Below are 18,223 nucleotides of genomic sequence, written 5' to 3' on the forward strand. Positions count from 1 at the left end.
CCCCCCCCCCAAGACCGGGGGGGGAATACCGCCTAAACTAGGCGGCTTGCTCCCGGCCCGGGATTTCCAACGAAAAACTCCGGTTCCGGCATTCCTCTGTCACGGAAGGCCGACGCAACTGCATTCGCTGCAGCACTGACACGGTCGTGTGGCAGCAGCGCAATGGCACTGCCGCCAAAGCCACCGCCAGTCATTCGGGCACCAAGCGCCCCCTGCTCAAGCGCTACGTCCACAGCAAGATCCAGCTCTGGACAGGAAACTTCGTAGTCATTCCTCAGCGAAAGATGGCTTGCCACCATCAACGTGCCAAAGGCCTCGAAGTCCCCCTCGGAAAGCTTTTCAATCGCCTGTGCCGTCCGGTCAATTTCGGTAACAACGTGACGTACTCGGCGCGCCACGGTATCAACCCATTGATCCCTATCTGCCTCAGCTGGGACGTTCTCCTTCGCCCAATTGATAGCAGCACCAACTGCATCATCCAGACCGCGGAAATCAGATACCCCAAGACCATTTGTCACGGCATCGATGATTCCGCGACGCGTCGCATACTGACCATCCGAGAGACTATGCCGAACGTTGGTGTTGATTACCAAAACCTCTAGGTCCTCGTCTGCGAAAGCAGCCTTTACAAGCTGGTCAGAACTCTTCGCAAAATCAATCACCAGTGCGTGGTTTTCCTTGCCCTTGATGGAAATACGCTGATCCAGACCGCCGGTAGAGGCACCAATGACCTCATTTTCTGCGCGGATAGCCGCCTCAACAATTCCCTGCTGCTCTTCATCGTTTGGTGCGCGCCCGTGGACGAGCTCAAAGGCTGCAACGCCGACAGAACACTCCAGAGCGGCGGAGCTGGAGAGCCCGGAACCGATCGGAACATCGGAGGAAATCGCAATGTCAAGGCTTGGACAATCCGCGGGCAACAGCCCTGCCTCACGCATAGCCCAGATAGTGCCAACTGCGTATCCCGTCCAATTTGCAGGAGAGTTCGGACCGACATCGGACATTGCGATAGCAACCGGCTTGTCACCGTCTGCGACGTCGTCCTTGTCCATCAAGTCCGAAACAACTCGCACTGTCCACGAGTCACCAGCAGCCTGGGCACCCACCGCTGCGAAAGTACTCTGTGCCAACGCGAATGGCAGACAGATACCACCGGCATAATCGACATGCTCGCCAATCAGGTTGACTCTGCCTGGGGCGCGGAAGACGCCCTGTGGTTCCGAACCGAAACTGCGGCGGAATTGCTCAGTTACGTCAGATACCGCCTGTTTATGGGAGCGAGTGGGAAGCCAGCGAGTCTGGCCAACTTCCCGGAAGCGGTCAGCGATTGCCTCCGGGGTCGTGTCCGAAATCCAGGCTCCTTGCCCGGACTCTGAACCCGCGAGGAACTTCATGCGTCCTGCAGAGCGCATCATGGAATAGAGCTGCAGGTGGAGGCGGCCAAACTGGTGATCCTCGCCTACCGGAGCTTGGTTCCATGCTGCGATGTACGGCGTTTTGTCGATGCCGGGGAAGAATCGGTCAATACGTCGCAGCAGGTCAAGGTACATTGCTGTCAGTTCGTCCTTCTCCGCATCGGTCAGCTCCTGAAAACTACCGACAGCGCGGTTAGCCATAATCATGACTTCGACTGGCCACTTAGCTGCAGCTGGGACGAATGCGGTGAAGTACTCCCCTTCTGCGATGATCCGTCGACCTGAAGCCTTTTCGGCCTCCAGGACATCCTCAAAGAGGTCACGACCGGTGGTTTCGAAGTGGGCTTTCGCGCGTGAAACAATGGCTGCCGCACGTGGGGGCAGATACGGGTACGAGTAAATCTGCCCATGAGGATGCTGCAGCGTTACCCCAATTTCCTTGCCCCTGTTTTCAAAGGGGAACACCAACCTCACACCTTCGAGCTTGCTGAGTTCCGCAGTGCGGTGCGCCCACGCTTCAATAACGGTGCGAGCACGAGTAAAGGTCAGATCCCGGAAGGAGTCCGAAACATTCGGGGTAAAGCAGACAACCTCACACCGAGCCAAGGCCGGCTTCCGCGGGAAAATCTCGGCGCCGTCGACAGTTTGGGCAAAGTCATCCGGAACTTCCATGTGCATGGAAAGCGAAGGGAAGCGGTTTTCAAAAACCACCACGTCGTAGTCACTGGCAGGCACCTCTGTGGGAAGTTGTCCCGGCAGCGTCGGAGCTAGTGGGTTCTCACCAGCAGGAGGCATAAAGGTGCGGTTCATGCGGTGCGCCGCGTAGCAGTACCACTCACCCGTCAGCGGATCTTGGCGCAGCTCCGACTCCGTAATCGCCTGTGGCAAATCACGTTCGTCGGTTAACTTTCGAGTCTTTTTGCCCGAGACATAGTCCGGTTCATCGTCGAAGTAGATTAGCTCGCGACCGTCGGCAAGCGTAGTGCGCGTTACCGAAAAAGCGTGAGAATGCTGGTCATCGGTTGTCATTTTTACTCCTTATGATTCTTCGACAACCGTTGGGCGCAGTTTTGCCCAGGTATAGAAAACGATTGCAAAGAGAAGCAGGGCTATGCCGCTGTACAGGTTATACATCGGCTCTTTGGCAACACTGGTCTCCGGGTTAACTCCAGGATCGAGGAACAGCCACGACAGCAGCAAAATGATGCCGTAAAGACCAAGCAGCGCCCCAATGACATTGCGAATGTCAAAGGCACCTGCTTTCTTATTACCCGTGCTGATAGTCGCTTCTACAGTTGAATTGTTGTGTGTCCGTGACATGATTTCTCACTAGCTCCTATGCGAAAACGATGTTAAGAACTACGGCCATCACCAGGCACAAAATACCCAGCGGAACAGTTCGCTGTAACAATGGCAGCTCTGCCTCAGCAGCGTCTGTGAAGTGAGCCTTCGGCGTGACGGACTTGACGAAGCCCACCAGCTCCTCATCGGGTTTCGGCGTTGTCATGAGCGAAACGACCACAGCCACCACAATATCGACGACGAATGCCACGGAGGCGGCAGCGAACGCAGTGCCCTGCCCCGGCAGCTCAAAGATAGTTGCGTTTGCCGACGTGAACTCGGAGATGTACCAGTACAAAATCGCAGCACCCGTTCCTGCGAGCAGAGACGTCCAACCTGCTGTCGGCGTCATGCGCTTCCAGAACATACCGATAAGGAAGGTAGCGAACAACGGTGCGTTGAAGAAGCCGAATAGCGTCTGCAGGTAGTCCATGACGTTGCCGAAATTATCGGCAATCAATGCGGTGAACACTGCGATGCCGGTCGCGCCAATGGTAGCGATACGACCAACCTTGAGGTAGTAATCATCTGCTCGATTTTTGACGACGTAGGTCTGCCAAATGTCGTAGCTAAAGACTGTGTTGAACGCGGAGATATTCGCCGCCATACCTGCCATAAAGGCTGCTAGTAGCCCTGCAATAGCGATGCCCAGCAGGCCGTTGGGAAGCAAATCTCTCATTAGGTACAGAATTGCGTCGTTAGGCTTGGCAGTCTGATCCATGATGGGTGCGACAGTCGCGCCGGCGATCATGCCCGGCAGCACCACGATGAACGGAATGAACATCTTTGGAAACGCGCCGATAATTGGAGTCTTGCGTGCGGCCGACAGCGAATCGGCTGCCATGGATCGCTGAACCTCCACGAAGTTCGTTGTCCAATAGCCAAAGGACAGCACGAATCCCAAACCGAATACCAATCCGATGACTGAAACTACCGGGTTGTCAAAACCAGAAATATCCGTGCCCGGCCAGGTGTGGAAGTGCGATTCAGTGGCAACTTTTTCCTTAAGCCCCGACCAGCCGCCGACGCTGTGCAGACCGATTAGAGTCAGTGGCAATAGAGCTGCGACAATCACGAAGAACTGAAGTACCTCGTTGTAAATCGCTGCGGACAGTCCGCCCAACGTGATGTAGGACAGCACAATGACTGCAGCGACGACCAATGTCAGCCACAGTGGCCAGCCGAGTAGCGCATTGACCACTTTGGCCAGCAGCAAAAGGTTGATACCCGCGATGAGCAGCTGCGCGACGGCGAATGAAATCGCGTTGACAAGGTGCGCTCCGGGACCAAAACGACGCAGCATGAATTCTGGTACTGAGCGAACCTTGGAGCCATAGTAAAAGGGCATCATGACAATGCCCAGGAACACCATGGCGGGAACCGCACCAATCCAGAAGTAGTGCATGGTCTGGAAACCGTATTCCACACCATTTGCGGACATACCGACGATTTCCACTGCGCCTAGGTTGGCTGAGACGAACGCCAACCCTGTCACCCAAGCCGGCAGTGAGCGCCCAGAGAGGAAGAAGTCAATGGAGCTGGACACTTTGGCTCGTGCAGCCCAGCCAATGCCTAGGACGAATAGGAAGTATAGGGCAACAATGGAGTAATCCACCCATGATGCCTCGAGCCGTAGGGCTGATTGCGCCACTATCACGACGGCCTCCTCACAATTAGGGAGTCAAAACGTATTCAGGAAATGCACGAATTGGGATTTCTTTTTCTCGGCACCTGGCTGGTGCACGCCCATCAAGGCCGTGAAAGTGGCTCGACCTACCCCGAAGTGTGGGGCCAGATAGCCACTATCCGGAACAAAAGGAAGACCTATTCTTTTACATTCGTCCCCAAGTGTATTTTCCATTCTTAATTCCAGGTGAATTAATTAAGAAGGTTTTAACCCGATTGAGGGGGCTGCACTCTTCTGCGCTGGGAAAACTATTTTCCGCCCGTTTCCGCGCGCAGTCCCATGGCAAGAGTTGTTGTCTCTCCAGCCTGAACTCGCAGCAAACCGGTACCGGAGCGTAGCGCATCCGGCGGACATGTCATTGGCTCCACCGCAATCGCATTCCCGTGCCCAGGAAATCCTTCTCGTCGTCCGGCGTCCGCAACATAGACCTGGAAAAACCTGAATTCATCATCGGCCCAGAGCACAGCACCCTTGCCATTTGGCCCAACCAAATGCGCTTCACGACGGCGCGGCGAGTCACTCCCCGCTGTCTCCTCGGCAGCAAAGAAGCAGTGATCCAGCCACAGTCCATCCAGGGATACTCCCTCTCGAAGGCTGGGAACCACCGTCTCGGCTGGCACCGCTGGGCCGGCGGGCAAGTTTCGAATTGGCTCCAGTGGCAGGTTTTTATCAACGGGCAACCGCAGTGTGCAACTGCCGAAGTCAGCGCCCAACGCGCTTAAATAGGGATGCCAGCCCAGACCAAACGGGCACTCCCTATCGCTGCGATTATGCACTGTGAACTCCGCCGATAGGCCATCTGAGGCTGTGACTTGCCAACGCACGGTCAGACCGAGTTCCCAAGGCCAGCCCGGCTGCGGCTCAACTTCCACGCCCAAGGTGACGCTGCTGTCATCAGAATCGACCACAGACCAAACGCGATCTGCAACAAACCCGTGAATAGCATTCGCCCGGGACGGCTCCGAAATATCTAGCCGATGTACTTCCCCATCAAAGATGAATACTCCGTCAGCGACCCTGTTCGGCCACGGAGCCAGGAGCGTACCTGCGGACAACGGTGGATTGAACCCTTTGGGATAGTCAGTCAGCAGTGGCAGGCCACAGTACTCCAGTGATCTCGGACCACCACCGAACAGGGAAATACTTGCGACATAGTCACCGGCCGCAATGTCAATGAATTCATGATCGTGCGCGACAAGTTGCATGCGCAAATCACCTTCCACGTGGGTTCGAAAATTAATCCGTTCGAAACCCGAGATTAACCCAAAACAAAAGCGCGGTTAGGTCAATTTGTGACCTAACCGCGCCATCGCTACACGCGTTGTCGGAGGCTACCTACAGCGCATCCTCCGTCGCCAAGCATTAGTTGTCTTCGACCGGAACCAGCGAGATCTTGCCGCGGTTGTCGATATCAGCGATTTCGACCTGAATCTTGTCGCCGACGTTGATGACATCCTCGACCTTCTCGATGCGCTTGTCGCCACCGAGCTTGGAGATGTGGATCAGACCGTCACGGCCCGGAGTCAGGGAGACGAAAGCACCGAAAGCGACAGTCTTCACGACAGCGCCCAGGTAGCGTTCGCCGACCTTCGGCAGCTGCGGGTTAGCAATGGCATTAATCTGCTCGATTGCAGCGTCCGCGGCCTTACCGGAAGTTGCCGAGACAAATACGGTGCCGTCGTCCTCGATAGAGATATCAGCACCGGTTTCCTCGGTGATGCCGTTGATGGTCTTGCCCTTCGGACCGATGAGCTCACCGATCTTCGAAGCCGGAACCTTAACGGTGGTGATCTTCGGAGCGAGACCACTCATCTCGTCCGGAGACTCGATGACCTCAGCCATGGTGGACAGGATGGCCAGACGTGCATCACGAGCCTGGGACAGAGCATCGGCCAGAACCTTCGACGGAATACCGTCGAGCTTGGTGTCCAGCTGCAGTGCGGTAATGAAGTCCGCAGTACCAGCGACCTTGAAGTCCATGTCACCGAATGCGTCTTCGGCACCGAGAATATCGGTCAGTGCGACGAAGCGGTTCTCACCGTCAACCTCGCCGGAAACCAGGCCCATGGCGATACCGGCAACCGGAGCCTTCAGCGGCACACCGGCGTTGTACAGCGACAGAGTCGAAGCACAGACCGAGCCCATGGAGGTCGAACCATTGGATCCAAGAGCCTCGGAGACCTGGCGAATGGTGTACGGGAATTCCTCGCGGGACGGCACGACCGGCAGCAGAGCGCGCTCAGCCAGTGCCCCGTGACCAATCTCGCGGCGCTTCGGAGAGCCAACACGACCGGTCTCGCCGGTGGAGTACGGCGGGAAGTTGTAGTGGTGGATGTAGCGCTTGGAGGTAACAGGAGTCAGCGAGTCAATCTGCTGCTCCATCTTCAGCATATCCAAAGTGGTGACACCCAGAATCTGGGTCTCGCCGCGCTCAAACAGCGAAGAGCCGTGGGCACGCGGAATCAGACCGACCTCAACGCCCAGGTCACGAATGTCGGTGACACCGCGACCATCGATGCGGAAGCCCTCAGCCAGAATCTTCTCACGGACAATCTGCTTCATCACTGCGTTGTATGCAGCGCGAATCTGCTTAGATGCAGCTTGCTCGTCGACATCATCGGATACGAAGCGCTCCAGCAGCTGCCCCTCGACGTCCTCCATGTACTCATTGGTGGCGTCATCTCGTTCCTGCTTACCCGGAATGGTGAGCAGCTTGGCCAGCTTCTTAGCGGACTTCTTCTCGACTGCGTTAAAAATCTCATCGCCGTATGCCGGGAACAGCGGGAACTCCTGCGTTTCCTTCGCTGCGCGCTCAGCCAGACCCTTCTGTGCCTCACACAGAACCTTGATGTGCGGCTTTGCTGCCTCGAGGCCAGCGGCGACGATGTCCTCGGTCGGCGCCGGTGCACCGTCAGCAATACGCTTGACGACGGTCTCCCCTGCTCCGGCCTCCACCATCATGATGGCGACATCTTCGACGTTCTTGCCGCGACGCTTGCGGGTGACGATACGGCCAGCGACGACCATCTCGAACAGAGCCTGCTCGTGCTGCTCCTCGGTCGGGAAAGCGACCCATGCACCCTCTGGGTGCTTGTCATCAGCAACGAGCGCGATGCGGACGCCACCGACAGCGCCGGAAACCGGCAGCCCGGAAAGCTGAGTTGCAGCTGACGCGCCGTTGATTGCGACAACGTCATAACGGTCCTTCGGATCCCAGGACATGACGGTGACGACAACCTGTACCTCGTTGCGAAGGCCCTTGACGAAGGTCGGACGCAGCGGACGGTCAATCAGACGACATGCCAGGATGGCGTCGGTGGACGGGCGGCCCTCACGGCGGAAGAACGAACCCGGAATCTTGCCCGCGGCGTACATACGCTCTTCAACGTCGACGGTCAGCGGAAAGAAATCAAAGCCCTCGCGGGGCTGGTTGGAAGCGGTGACGGTGGACAGGAGCATGGTCTCCTCGTCCAAGTAGGTGGTCACCGAACCATCGGCCTGACGAGCCAGTTGGCCCGTTTCAAAGCGAATGGTGCGGGTGCCGAAATCACCATTGTCGATGGTGGCAACGGCCTCGGTAATACCGAAATCCTCATCAAAGAAAAATTCAACAGCCTTGCTGTTGGCCATAGGTTTCTTACTCCTAGAAATAGCGGCGATCATCGATGTCGCCTGTAAAAGATCGAATGAACTTCGTTTGCGTCACGCATTCTACCAGCTAACGCGGAAAGTTCTTGTATTGGACGGATCGGAGATCTCTCACTGCATCTGGGTTCTTGCACCTACGCGGGGTTCTAGGAGTTTGCGGGGCGGGGGGCACTTATCGATGACTTTTCTTGACTCATCGATGGTTTACCGTGTCTTATCGACGAATTACCGTGTCTTATCGATGGTGCCCCGGCACTTGTGCGCACGCTTTCGATCAGCCCCTCCACATGTCGATGAGGTATTCACTTGTGGCCACGCTACAGCGCATCGATGAGTGAATACCACAACGACAAGTGATCAAAAAAAGACCCGCCGTGAGCTTCCATCCAATGGAAACCCAAACGGCGAGTCTAAAAAGCTTAAGAGCCTTGAATTAACAGAGCAACTTACACCAATGAAGCTCTGACAAACAGGACCTTAAGGAGAACCTTAGCGACGCAGACCCAGGCGCTCGATCAGCTTACGGTAGCGCTCAACGTCGTTGTCCTGCAGGTACTGCAGCAGGCCCTTGCGGCGACCGACCAGCAGCAGCAGACCACGACGGGAGTGGTGATCGTGCTTGTGGAACTTCAGGTGCTCGGTCAGCTGACGAATACGTGCGGTCAGCAGTGCAACCTGAGCCTCCGGGGAACCGGTGTCGGTCTCGTGCAGGCCGAACTCCTTGAGAATCTCAGCCTTTTCTGCAGTGTTCAAAGCCATGTAAATCTAACTCCTTGAATCAAATTATGGTCGTTTTTTCAGTCCACATTCTCGGCTTTCCCGGAACCAAACAGCGTCTGGCAACTGGTTCCTCGCAACTGCTTGTGGACCGCAGTCACAGCCGACGTTTTACTTTAACAGCTAATCGGTCTTAGCCAAAATGGCTTCGGTGTCTGCCACGTCCTGGTTCATCCGGTCAATGAGCTCCTCGACCGAGTCGAACTTCTCCATGCCGCGAATCCGGTCGACAAACTCAACCTGCCCAGCGGTGCCGTAGAGGTCCGCATGACGGTCAATCACGTAGGCCTCGACCGTTCGATCAGTGTCTCCAAAGGTCACATTAGTGCCCACCGACACGGCCGCTGGGTAGCGCACCCCAAACTCGATATCGCCCTTCGGGTCCGGCTCCGGGCGGGCTGCCGTCGGCTGAACCGTGAACCATGCCGCGTAGACACCATCAGCCGGGATTGCCAGGCCCTCAGCGAAGTCAATATTGGCGGTCGGAAAGCCCAGCTGCGCTCCTCCACGCCCCTGACCTGGAAGAACATCACCATCGACACGGTAGAAGTACCCGAGACACGAGGCGGCTGCGGACACCGCACCGTCGGCAAGCAAACCGCGAATACGTGTCGACGAAACACGTTCGGTCGAGTCCGCGGCAGTGACGTCGAGAAGGTCGACGATGGTGACGTCGACCCCACACTTACAGCCGTGCTCCGGCATAGTCTCGGCGGTACCTGCGGCCTTCTGCCCATAGGTGAAGTTCTGGCCAACGAAGACGGCCTGTGCATTCAGCTTGTCGCGGACAACGGTGCGTACAAAGTCTTCTGCGGGGATGCTGGAGAAGTTCTTGTCGAAAGGCACGACAAGCATGGCATCGATTCCCTCCGCTTCTGCCAGCTCGGCGCGACGGGACACGGTGGACAGTGCCGGCGGCACCTTATCCGGGGCAAACAGCGCTACGGGATTGGGATCGAAAGTCATCAACAGCGACTTCACGCCACGAGCGCGAGCGTCACTGACCGCAGCAGCTATCAGGCGCTTATGCCCAAGATGAATACCATCGAACACTCCGATGGTTACGACCGTGTCCCCCAGGTCTTCGGGTGCATTGTCCAAGCCATACCAAATCTCCACAAAGAGCCAGTGTAACTGGTCACCGTTTAACACACCGCATATAGCGCAACATAGGATTGCGTCTATGACCGACTTCGATCCGATTGCAGACTCCGGCATTGTTATCGTCGACAAGCCCCAAGGCTGGACAAGCCACGATGTAGTGGGCAAACTCCGTCGCATCTTCCGCACCAAGAAGGTCGGCCACTCCGGTACCCTCGACCCAATGGCCACCGGTGTGCTCGTCCTCGGCATCGGCCGCGGCACCCGTTTCCTGCCACATGTCCACGCCGACACGAAGTCCTACCAAGCCACCATTCGACTCGGCGCTGCCACGCTTACCGACGACGCCGAAGGCGAGTTGCTCTCCGAATCCTCGGCGGCATCGGTGACTGATGAAATGGTTCGAGCGGAAATTGCGAAGTTCACCGGCACAATCATGCAAAAACCCGCGGCGGTATCAGCGGTGAAGATTGACGGTGTCCGCGCCTACGAGCGCATCCGCCGTGGTGAGAAGGTCGATATCCCTGCGCGCCCAGTGACGATCACCCGCTATGAGGTTCTGGACATCCGCCACGACTCCGATCCTTCGCGCCCCGGGGAGTGCATCGATATCGACGTGGAGGTCGACTGCTCTGCCGGCACTTTCATCCGCGCCCTAGCTCGTGACTTGGGGGATGCACTGAGAGTCGGTGGTCATCTCACTGCTCTGCGGCGTACTGCCGCCGGCGTTTTCACTATTGATGAGGCGTTGACTATCGACGAGCTCACGGCGAAGGCCGAGCAGTTCGACACCGCCCATCCAGAAATTGCGGAGATGCGACGCCCAGTCCCGGAGCGCGCCGCTTCCTTGCTGCCGATGAGTCTGGACGAGGCCTGCCTGCGTTGCTTTGATACCCGCGAAATTACTGAACAGCAGGCGGCTGATTTGGCTCAGGGCAAGTGGCTGGAGCCGATCGGAAAACCTGGAGTCTATGCGGCGGTGTCACCAACGGGAAAGGTTCCGGCGCTGCTCACAGAATCTGGCAAACGGGCTAAGACGGTCTTCGTGGTGCGCCCGGCCACGCTGTGACTACCTCTCAAGGATTTTAAGACTGCTCGAGCCACACCGCGGTTGCAACGATGCCTGCACCGCGAGCCCAGAAGCCTTTTACTCCGCAGAAGGCGTCGGGAATCTCACGGTGAAACGTTAGCTGTAAAGGTCCGCCTGTGAGTCCTCGGGAAAAACCTCGCGCTGCTATCCGTTTCTTTCGCAGTTGGACGGAGACTTCGTCGAAGTCTAGCCACTGCCCGACTATCGGCTCCCAGAGTTTGTACATTGATTCCTTGGCGCTAAATTGCACCAGCGGGTCAAGGCGTGCTTCGTCAGTGCGCAAGACTGCCTCGATGATTCCTAACTCTAGAGTCTGCTCGACCTCGACATCGATGCCAATCCCCTGCAGCTGTTCAGCGCTCGCGGACACGGCTGCCACGGCCCCGTCGCAATGGCTAATTGACCCCACGACTCCTCGCGGCCACAGCGGCGCTCCGGTGGTCGACATGCCAATCCCATGTGGGGCAGGCTCTCCTAGCCGTTGCACCGCCTCATGCGCAGCGAGGCGCCCTCGGGTGAAATCACGGATTCGAACAGGTGCTGCACTATCAGACAGCCTCAACTCAGCGCTACGGAGCTGCTGCAATTCCGCATCACTAAACGGACGCTCGGCATTGGAGTCAATAACTAGCCGGCTACCGGCGGGCAAATGCCTGGCCAGATACTCCTGGACGTCGGCAAGCACACTCATGCGCTGATGCCGTACCATTTCTCTCCACGGAAACGGGTAGCGACAAAGATTAGTCGCAGAATCATGAAGGCCAAGAGACCGCACCACACGCCGGTCAGCCCCCAGCCAAATGCCTGCGCCAGCCAGACCGGTGGGAGGAATCCGCACAGGACCGCGCTAACGGTGGCGTTACGGAGGAAGGCTGCGTCGCCGGCGCCGAGCAACACGCCATCGAGCGCGAAGACGACACCGCCGATAGGAATCATTGCGACAAGAATCCACCATGGTCCGGCGGTGACTGCGTCAATCACGCCTGTTGCGTCGGTAAAAATGCGGACGATGCTGGCATTACCTACTGCGAAAACAGCCGCTAGGCCGAGGGCAATGACGCTTGACCAGACCGTCACGCGCTTGCCAGTCCAGCGGGCAACGGCCGTGGAGCTACCGCCCAACGCTGCACCGACGAGCGTCTGTGCAGCAATCGCTAGCGAGTCGAGCACCAACGAAATCAGGTTCCACAGTTGCAGCATGACCTGGTGCCCACCGAGCGTGGTCGGCCCAACGCGGCCAGCAACCGCTGCGGCGGAGAGGAACGCTACCTGGAAGGACAAGGAGCGAACGATGAGATCGCGGCCGAGGACCAGCTGGCTTTTGATAATGGCGCCATTCGGGCGCATGGAAAGCTTGCGGCTAGAGCACTCTTTGAAAAGACTGCGGAGGAACAGTCCGCCGGTAATCAATTCGCCGAAGAGAACGGCCAGCGCAGAGCCCTCGAGGCCGAAGGCGCGGACCAGCGGCACAATCACAATGGCGGCCGGAACAAGGCCTGAGAGCACAAATAGCAGCGGCGCGCGGGTGTTTTGGATACCGCGCAACCAACCATTTCCAGCCTGCGCAATCAACGTCAGCGGAATGGCGAAGGCAGCAACTCGCAACCACTGCCCGGCATCATGAGCGACCTCCGGATGAGGAGCTAACCAACCGGTAAATACTGGTGCCAACCCCACGATGATGGCAAAGAGGCTAAGGCCCACAAAGATGGCGACCCACGTCGCTTGCAATCCCTCTTCAACCGCCTCGTCCACGTTGCCCCTGCCAAAGGCTCGCGCTGATCGGGCGGTCGTGCCGTAAGCCAAGAAAGTGAGCTGCGTAGTTACCACGGAAAATACCGTCGAACCAGCGGCAAGCGCCGCAAGCTGGACAGCTCCAAGCCGACCAATGACAGCCGTATCCAGCAGCACATAGAGTGCGGGCGCGGCAAGAACACCCAACGCTGGCAGCGCCAGCGAAACGATTGCGCGAAGGCTGACATCTGACTTCGCACTGTGCCCGGTTCGCTCTATGCCAGTTTGCTCAATCTCAGTGCGCTCCTGAGTTTCTCGCGAGTCCGACAATCCCCTAGGCCTCGCTCGTGCCTCGGCGTGCCTGGGCTGCGACATCGCTGGTGTCCAGGATGGCCTGCAGCAGCTCATCCTTGCTGCACTCCCGAGTCAGACCGGCGGCACGCTCGTGGCCACCGCCGCCAATTTCCAGGGCGACCTGGGAGACATCGACAAGCTCGCGAGAACGCAGCGAGACGGCCCACTGGTTTGGCTCATACTCCTTAAGCACGGCACAGACGTCGGCCGCATTAGTCGTACGCACAATGTCCACGACCGATTCAATCTCATCGTGGCCAACTTCGGCGGTCTGGTCGTGCTCAATGACGACGTGGATTAGGCCAGCGCCGTCGCCCCACTCGGGCACCAATGTCGCGGTGGAAAGCACCTTGCCCAGGAATGGAAGGTAGGCAAACGGATGTTCTTCCAGCAGCTGTGCACCAATCGTGCGCGGATTGAGCCCCTTATCCAGCAGGCGCGCCGCTGCAGTGTGCATGCGGGAATGGCCGAACTGGAACGATGCGGTGTCCGTCAACAGCCCTGCATAGAGAGCATGAGCCATCGGCGTGGTCAGCTTGATACCCCAGACACCAAAGAAGTCCAGGAGCACCATGGTCGAGGACTCTGCGCGTTCGTCAACCATGTTGACGGACCCAAAGCGAGTGTTGGTCGCGTGATGGTCAACATTGATAACGCGGTCGGAGGCCATCACGCGATCTTCCAGCGCACCGAGGCGCCCCGGGCTTGCGCAGTCGACAGTCACCCACGTGTCAATGTCTTCATCCAAGTCCGTGTACTCGACAAATCGCTCCCATCCGGGGATGGTCAACAGCGACTTGGCTGGCAAATCGCTCTCACCGTAGCTGGCTACAGCCGAAATGCCACGCTGTACAAGTGCCATGACCATCGCAGATGCAGCACCAATCGCATCCGCATCGGGGTGAACATGGGCAATGACGCCGACCTTCTTGGCGTCGGCAAGCATATCCTGCATCTGCTGAATCGGCTTGGACATGCGGCGATTAATCGCCTGGGAAAGCTGGTGAGCTGCCTGCTCCTGAGCCTGCGGAGAAGTGGTCACGTGGGTGCCCCTTTCATCGATAGATGTGGCCGGTGGAGAGTTTTACTCCTCGTCGCGGTATGGGTTGGCATCGCCTGCGGGCTTTGCGTTTCTAGCCTGCTCAGCCAATTCCGCGTCGCGCGCGCGAGTCTTATCGAGCAGCTCCTCAAGGTGCGCGGAAATCTCCGGCACCGTGTCAACCTCAAAAGCCAGCGTCGGTGTGTAGCGCACACCGGTGCCACGACCGACCAGGGAACGTAGCTGCCCCTTCGCCTTTTCCAGCGCTGCTGCTGCCGACTCGTAGTCCGGTTCCTCGTCGAGCGTACGTCCGCGCACAGTGTAGAAAACTGTGGCGTCGTGCAAATCGCCGGTGACGCGGCAGTCGGTGATAGTCACAAACTCCAGCCGCCGGTCCTTAATCTCACGCTCAATTGCGCTGGCGACAATCTCCTGAATACGCTTGGACAGCCTGCGCGCGCGTGCTGGATCTGCCATTTTTGGCTACTCCCTATCTATCTCTACCTGTGCGTAACGATTCGTAGCTAGACCCCATTTAGCGTGGGGCCTGAAGTGCCCCTTCGCTGACAAAGACCCATTTGGGATCCGGCAAAACGGTTCAATACAAAGGACTGCTAATACTAACACGCAAAACACTACTCAACTTCGAACCGCATGTTTCGCGACTTCGCCCGCACCCGTTTACCGAGTGCAGTCAATTGCTTCGCCGCACGCTCGCCCTTTGTTATTAACCCATTAATCATCACGACAACACTGCCACCACCATCGATGTCATCGACGGCATGGGGAGTCGCTACTACGGAATTGCGCAGCTGAAACGCAGCCTACCCGTACGCTCTTAACGGCGCTCCACGAAGTTGTACATCGGTAACCCATTAACATGGGAGCAGTCAGGCAGTGAATCCATCACACTATCCTGCAATGGTGTTTCTCCCTCGATGCCGAAAATCCATTTAACCGCAGCATTACCTAGCTCCAGCGGATGGAAAAGGTAACTTACCTCACCATTTTTATCCTTGGGCGCCACACTGCCATGGGTTTGTTCCCATTCAGCCACATCCGTCGGATGTAGTACCTCGACGTGTTCACCGTTAGCGAACGGTACCTCAAAATCCAACAGTCGTCCAGAGCTGAAAAACCGCTGCATGTCAAAATCATAGTCTTCGCAGCTTGCTTCTAATTCCCTGGTAGGAGTCTTATAGTGGCAGAAATCGACAACACTATTGATGCACAGTGACCAACTTTCGCGAGGATCGTTCGCCAACGCTGGGTCCTCAATAAGGTCGTATACGTCGTCGGTCCCGAAAAGCAGCGTTGGCCCAAACGCTACCGCGTGGAAGTACCAATTATGACCATCCTCAATGGTTTCTTCGGAATCAAAGGCGAATTTCCCTGGCCAAATCTTGTCCAATTGCGCAAGAGTCTCCTCTGCGCTCGCAGGAGGATAATTCAAAATATTCGTTCGCGGCAGTTCATCTGAGAGTGCAAAGAGATTAGTTTTGAAGCCCATAACGAACACGATACGCAAAAAGGCGCTCCCCGAAGGGAGCGCCTTATCAAAGTTCACGCAGTGTTTAGCTTACGTTGCTACGTGCGCGGAACCTCGACCATCTCGTAGACCTCGATAACGTCGTCCACCTGGATGTCCGGGTAAGACAGCACCATACCGCACTCGTAACCGGCTGCGACCTCGGTAGCATCGTCCTTCTCTCGCTTCAGCGACTCGATAGTCGCCGAATCCGTAATGACGTTGCCGTCACGAACCAGGCGAGCCTTCGCGTTGCGGCGGACCTTGCCGGACTCGACCATACAGCCGGCGATGAGGCCAACTGCGGAGGACTTGAAGATGGCGCGAATCTCTGCACGACCAATCTCCTTCTCCTCGTAGACCGGCTTGAGCATGCCCTTCAGAGCAGCCTCAACATCCTCGATAGCACGGTAAATCACCGTGTAGTAGCGGATGTCAACGCCCTCAGCGTTGGCAACCTCTGTGGCCTTACCCTCGGAGCGAACGTTGAAGCCGATGATGACGGCGTCAGACGCAGCAGCCAGCGTGACGTTGGTCTGAGTAACAGCACCGACACCACGGTCGATGATGTTCAGTGCGACCTCGTCGTCGACCTCGATCTTGAGCAGGGCTTCTTCCAGTGCCTCGACGGTACCGGCGTTGTCGCCCTTCAGGATCAGGTTGAGGGTGTTGGTCTCCTTCAGGATCTCGTCCAGGTTCTCCAGGGAGACGCGCTTGCGACGACGTGCTTGCAGCGCATTACGACGACGTGCGTCGCGGCGGTCTGCAATCTGGCGGGCCGTACGATCCTCGTCAACAACCAGGAGGTTGTCACCAGCACCCGGTACGGAGGTCAGGCCGAGCACCTGAACCGGACGGGAAGGACCGGCCTCATCGACGTCGTTGCCGTACTCATCGACCATGCGGCGAACACGACCATATGCGTCACCGACAACGATGGAATCACCGACGCGCAACGTACCGCGCTGAACGATAACGGTTGCCACCGGACCACGGCCACGGTCAAGGTGAGCCTCAATGGCGACACCCTGAGCGTCCATATCCGGATTGGCGCGCAGATCCAGCGAAGCATCGGCAGTCAACAGCACTGCTTCGAGAAGCTGATCGATGTTGAGACCTTGCTTAGCGGAGATATCGACGAACATAGTGTCGCCGCCCCACTCTTCGTCAGTGAGACCGTATTCAGTCAGCTGACCACGAATTTTCTGCGGATCTGCAGTTTCTTTATCAATCTTGTTGACTGCAACGACAATCGGCACATCAGCGGCCTTGGCGTGGTTAATAGCCTCAACCGTCTGCGGCATGACGCCGTCATCAGCTGCAACAACCAGAATCGCGATATCGGTCGACTTGGCACCACGAGCACGCATGGCGGTAAACGCCTCGTGACCCGGGGTATCCAAGAAGGTAACCTTGCGCTTCTCACCGTCGAGCTCCACCGGCACCTGGTAGGCACCGATGTGCTGGGTAATACCACCGGACTCGTGGCCACCGACGTTGGCCTTACGAATCGTGTCCAACAGGCGCGTCTTACCGTGGTCGACGTGACCCATCACAGTTACCACTGGCGGGCGCTGCTCCAGGTCCTCATCGTCGCCCTCGTCCTCACCGAACTGGAGGTCGAAGGACTCGAGGAGCTCGCGGTCCTCATCCTCAGGCGAGACGACCTGGACCTTGTAATCCATCTCGTCGCCGAGCAGCTGCAGGGTCTCGTCGGAGACCGATGCAGTTGCCGTCACCATTTCGCCGAGGTTGAACAACGCCTGGACCAGCGATGCTGCATCGGCGTTAATCTTCTCAGCGAAGTCAGACAGGGATGCACCACGTGCGAGGCGAATGGTCGTGCCCTTACCGTTGGGCAGCTTAACGCCGCCTACCACGGATGGTGCCTGCATTGCCTCGTACTCGTTGCGCTTCTGACGCTTCGACTTACGTCCGCGACGCGGGGCGCCTCCTGGTCGCCCGAATGCACCTGCAGTTCCACCGCGACGTCCGCCGCGACCACCGCGCGGTCCGCCACCCGGGCCACCCGGGCCGCGACCACGGCCGCCGAAGCCACCGCCACCGCCACCGCGGCTTGCCTTTGCAGGCATCTGCCCCGGGTTCGGGTGCGAAGGCATCATTGCCGGAGTCGGACGATTGCCGCTCGGCTTATTACCGCGGCCCTGTCCACCCTGCGGGCGAGGGCCACCCTGGCGTGCTCCCGGTTTCGGGCCCGGACGGCCGTTTCCACCCTGCGGGCGAGGGCCACCCTGGCGTGCTCCCGGCTTCGGGCCCGGACGGCCGTTTCCACCCTGCGGACGCGGCATGTTGGACGGCCGCGGTGCCGGACGGGAGGATCCGCCGGTCGAGAATGGGTTGTTCGCCACACGCGGTGCGCGTGCGCCTGGCTTCGGCCCTGGCTTCGGGCCAGCAGGCTTCGGCGGGCGTGGCATTTCCTGTCCCGGCTTCGGCGAACGGGACGGTGCAGCTGGCTTGGCACCCGGCTTTGCCGCCGCTGGTGCAGCAG

14 protein-coding genes are annotated in these 18,223 nt (G+C 58.0%); 1 reads left to right on the forward strand and 13 read right to left on the reverse strand.

Features of this window, described 5'->3' with window-relative positions:
- Nucleotides 1–32 precede the first annotated feature (32 nt).
- From galK to ADB02_RS01300, 7 genes are all read right to left on the reverse strand, one after another.
- Entirely contained in the window at nt 33–2,444 is a 2,412-nt protein-coding gene (gene galK, locus ADB02_RS11845; RefSeq protein ID WP_080969544.1) for a galactokinase, read from the reverse strand.
- A gap of 9 nt (nt 2,445–2,453) precedes the next feature.
- A complete protein-coding gene (locus tag ADB02_RS01275) occupies nt 2,454–2,735 on the reverse strand; it encodes a hypothetical protein (protein WP_049189429.1) in 282 nt (93 codons plus the stop codon).
- A gap of 16 nt (nt 2,736–2,751) precedes the next feature.
- A complete protein-coding gene (locus tag ADB02_RS01280; protein WP_187400126.1) occupies nt 2,752–4,413 on the reverse strand; it encodes a sodium:solute symporter family protein in 1,662 nt (553 codons plus the stop codon).
- Between the two features lie 278 nt (nt 4,414–4,691).
- A complete protein-coding gene (locus tag ADB02_RS01285; RefSeq protein ID WP_049189431.1) occupies nt 4,692–5,648 on the reverse strand; it encodes an aldose 1-epimerase family protein in 957 nt (318 codons plus the stop codon).
- 157 nt (nt 5,649–5,805) lie between these two features.
- Nucleotides 5,806–8,073: a polyribonucleotide nucleotidyltransferase gene (locus ADB02_RS01290; RefSeq protein ID WP_049189432.1), complete on the reverse strand. Its 2,268-nt coding sequence runs from the start codon at nt 8,071–8,073 to the stop codon at nt 5,806–5,808.
- Between the two features lie 507 nt (nt 8,074–8,580).
- Nucleotides 8,581–8,850: a 30S ribosomal protein S15 gene (rpsO, locus tag ADB02_RS01295; RefSeq protein WP_016422594.1), complete on the reverse strand. Its 270-nt coding sequence runs from the start codon at nt 8,848–8,850 to the stop codon at nt 8,581–8,583.
- A gap of 141 nt (nt 8,851–8,991) precedes the next feature.
- Entirely contained in the window at nt 8,992–9,987 is a 996-nt protein-coding gene (locus ADB02_RS01300) for a bifunctional riboflavin kinase/FAD synthetase (RefSeq protein ID WP_042388641.1), read from the reverse strand.
- 64 nt (nt 9,988–10,051) lie between these two features.
- On the opposite strand from ADB02_RS01300, the gene truB reads away from it, so the two are divergent.
- The gene (gene truB / locus ADB02_RS01305; protein ID WP_016422592.1) at nt 10,052–11,038 is read left to right on the forward strand and encodes a tRNA pseudouridine(55) synthase TruB; all 987 of its coding nucleotides are present in this window, start codon (nt 10,052–10,054) and stop codon (nt 11,036–11,038) included.
- A 16-nt stretch (nt 11,039–11,054) separates the two neighbouring features.
- On the opposite strand, the gene ADB02_RS01310 is transcribed toward truB, so the two are convergent.
- The 6 genes from ADB02_RS01310 to infB all read right to left on the reverse strand — a co-directional run.
- Nucleotides 11,055–11,768: a 4'-phosphopantetheinyl transferase family protein gene (locus ADB02_RS01310; protein ID WP_049170823.1), complete on the reverse strand. Its 714-nt coding sequence runs from the start codon at nt 11,766–11,768 to the stop codon at nt 11,055–11,057.
- The gene (locus tag ADB02_RS01315) at nt 11,747–13,123 is read right to left on the reverse strand and encodes an MATE family efflux transporter (RefSeq protein WP_080969546.1); all 1,377 of its coding nucleotides are present in this window, start codon (nt 13,121–13,123) and stop codon (nt 11,747–11,749) included. The genes ADB02_RS01310 and ADB02_RS01315 overlap by 22 nt, the downstream gene beginning before the upstream one ends.
- Before the next feature lie 4 nt (nt 13,124–13,127).
- Nucleotides 13,128–14,189 carry a DHH family phosphoesterase gene (locus tag ADB02_RS01320; RefSeq protein ID WP_049170820.1) on the reverse strand — a complete coding sequence of 354 codons (1,062 nt, stop codon included), beginning with the start codon at nt 14,187–14,189 and terminating at the stop codon, nt 13,128–13,130.
- Between the two features lie 42 nt (nt 14,190–14,231).
- Nucleotides 14,232–14,663, reverse strand: coding sequence for a 30S ribosome-binding factor RbfA (rbfA, locus tag ADB02_RS01325; RefSeq protein WP_016422588.1), 432 nt, complete (start codon nt 14,661–14,663; stop codon nt 14,232–14,234).
- A gap of 361 nt (nt 14,664–15,024) precedes the next feature.
- Nucleotides 15,025–15,753: a hypothetical protein gene (locus ADB02_RS01330; RefSeq protein WP_048733528.1), complete on the reverse strand. Its 729-nt coding sequence runs from the start codon at nt 15,751–15,753 to the stop codon at nt 15,025–15,027.
- 20 nt (nt 15,754–15,773) lie between these two features.
- The coding region (gene infB, locus ADB02_RS01335; protein WP_049189433.1) for a translation initiation factor IF-2 at nt 15,774–18,223 on the reverse strand (2,450 nt) is incomplete at its 5' end.

It is taken from the genome of Corynebacterium sp. 212_CJEI, from assembly GCF_001055915.1.
Classification (GTDB): domain Bacteria; phylum Actinomycetota; class Actinomycetes; order Mycobacteriales; family Mycobacteriaceae; genus Corynebacterium; species Corynebacterium jeikeium_D.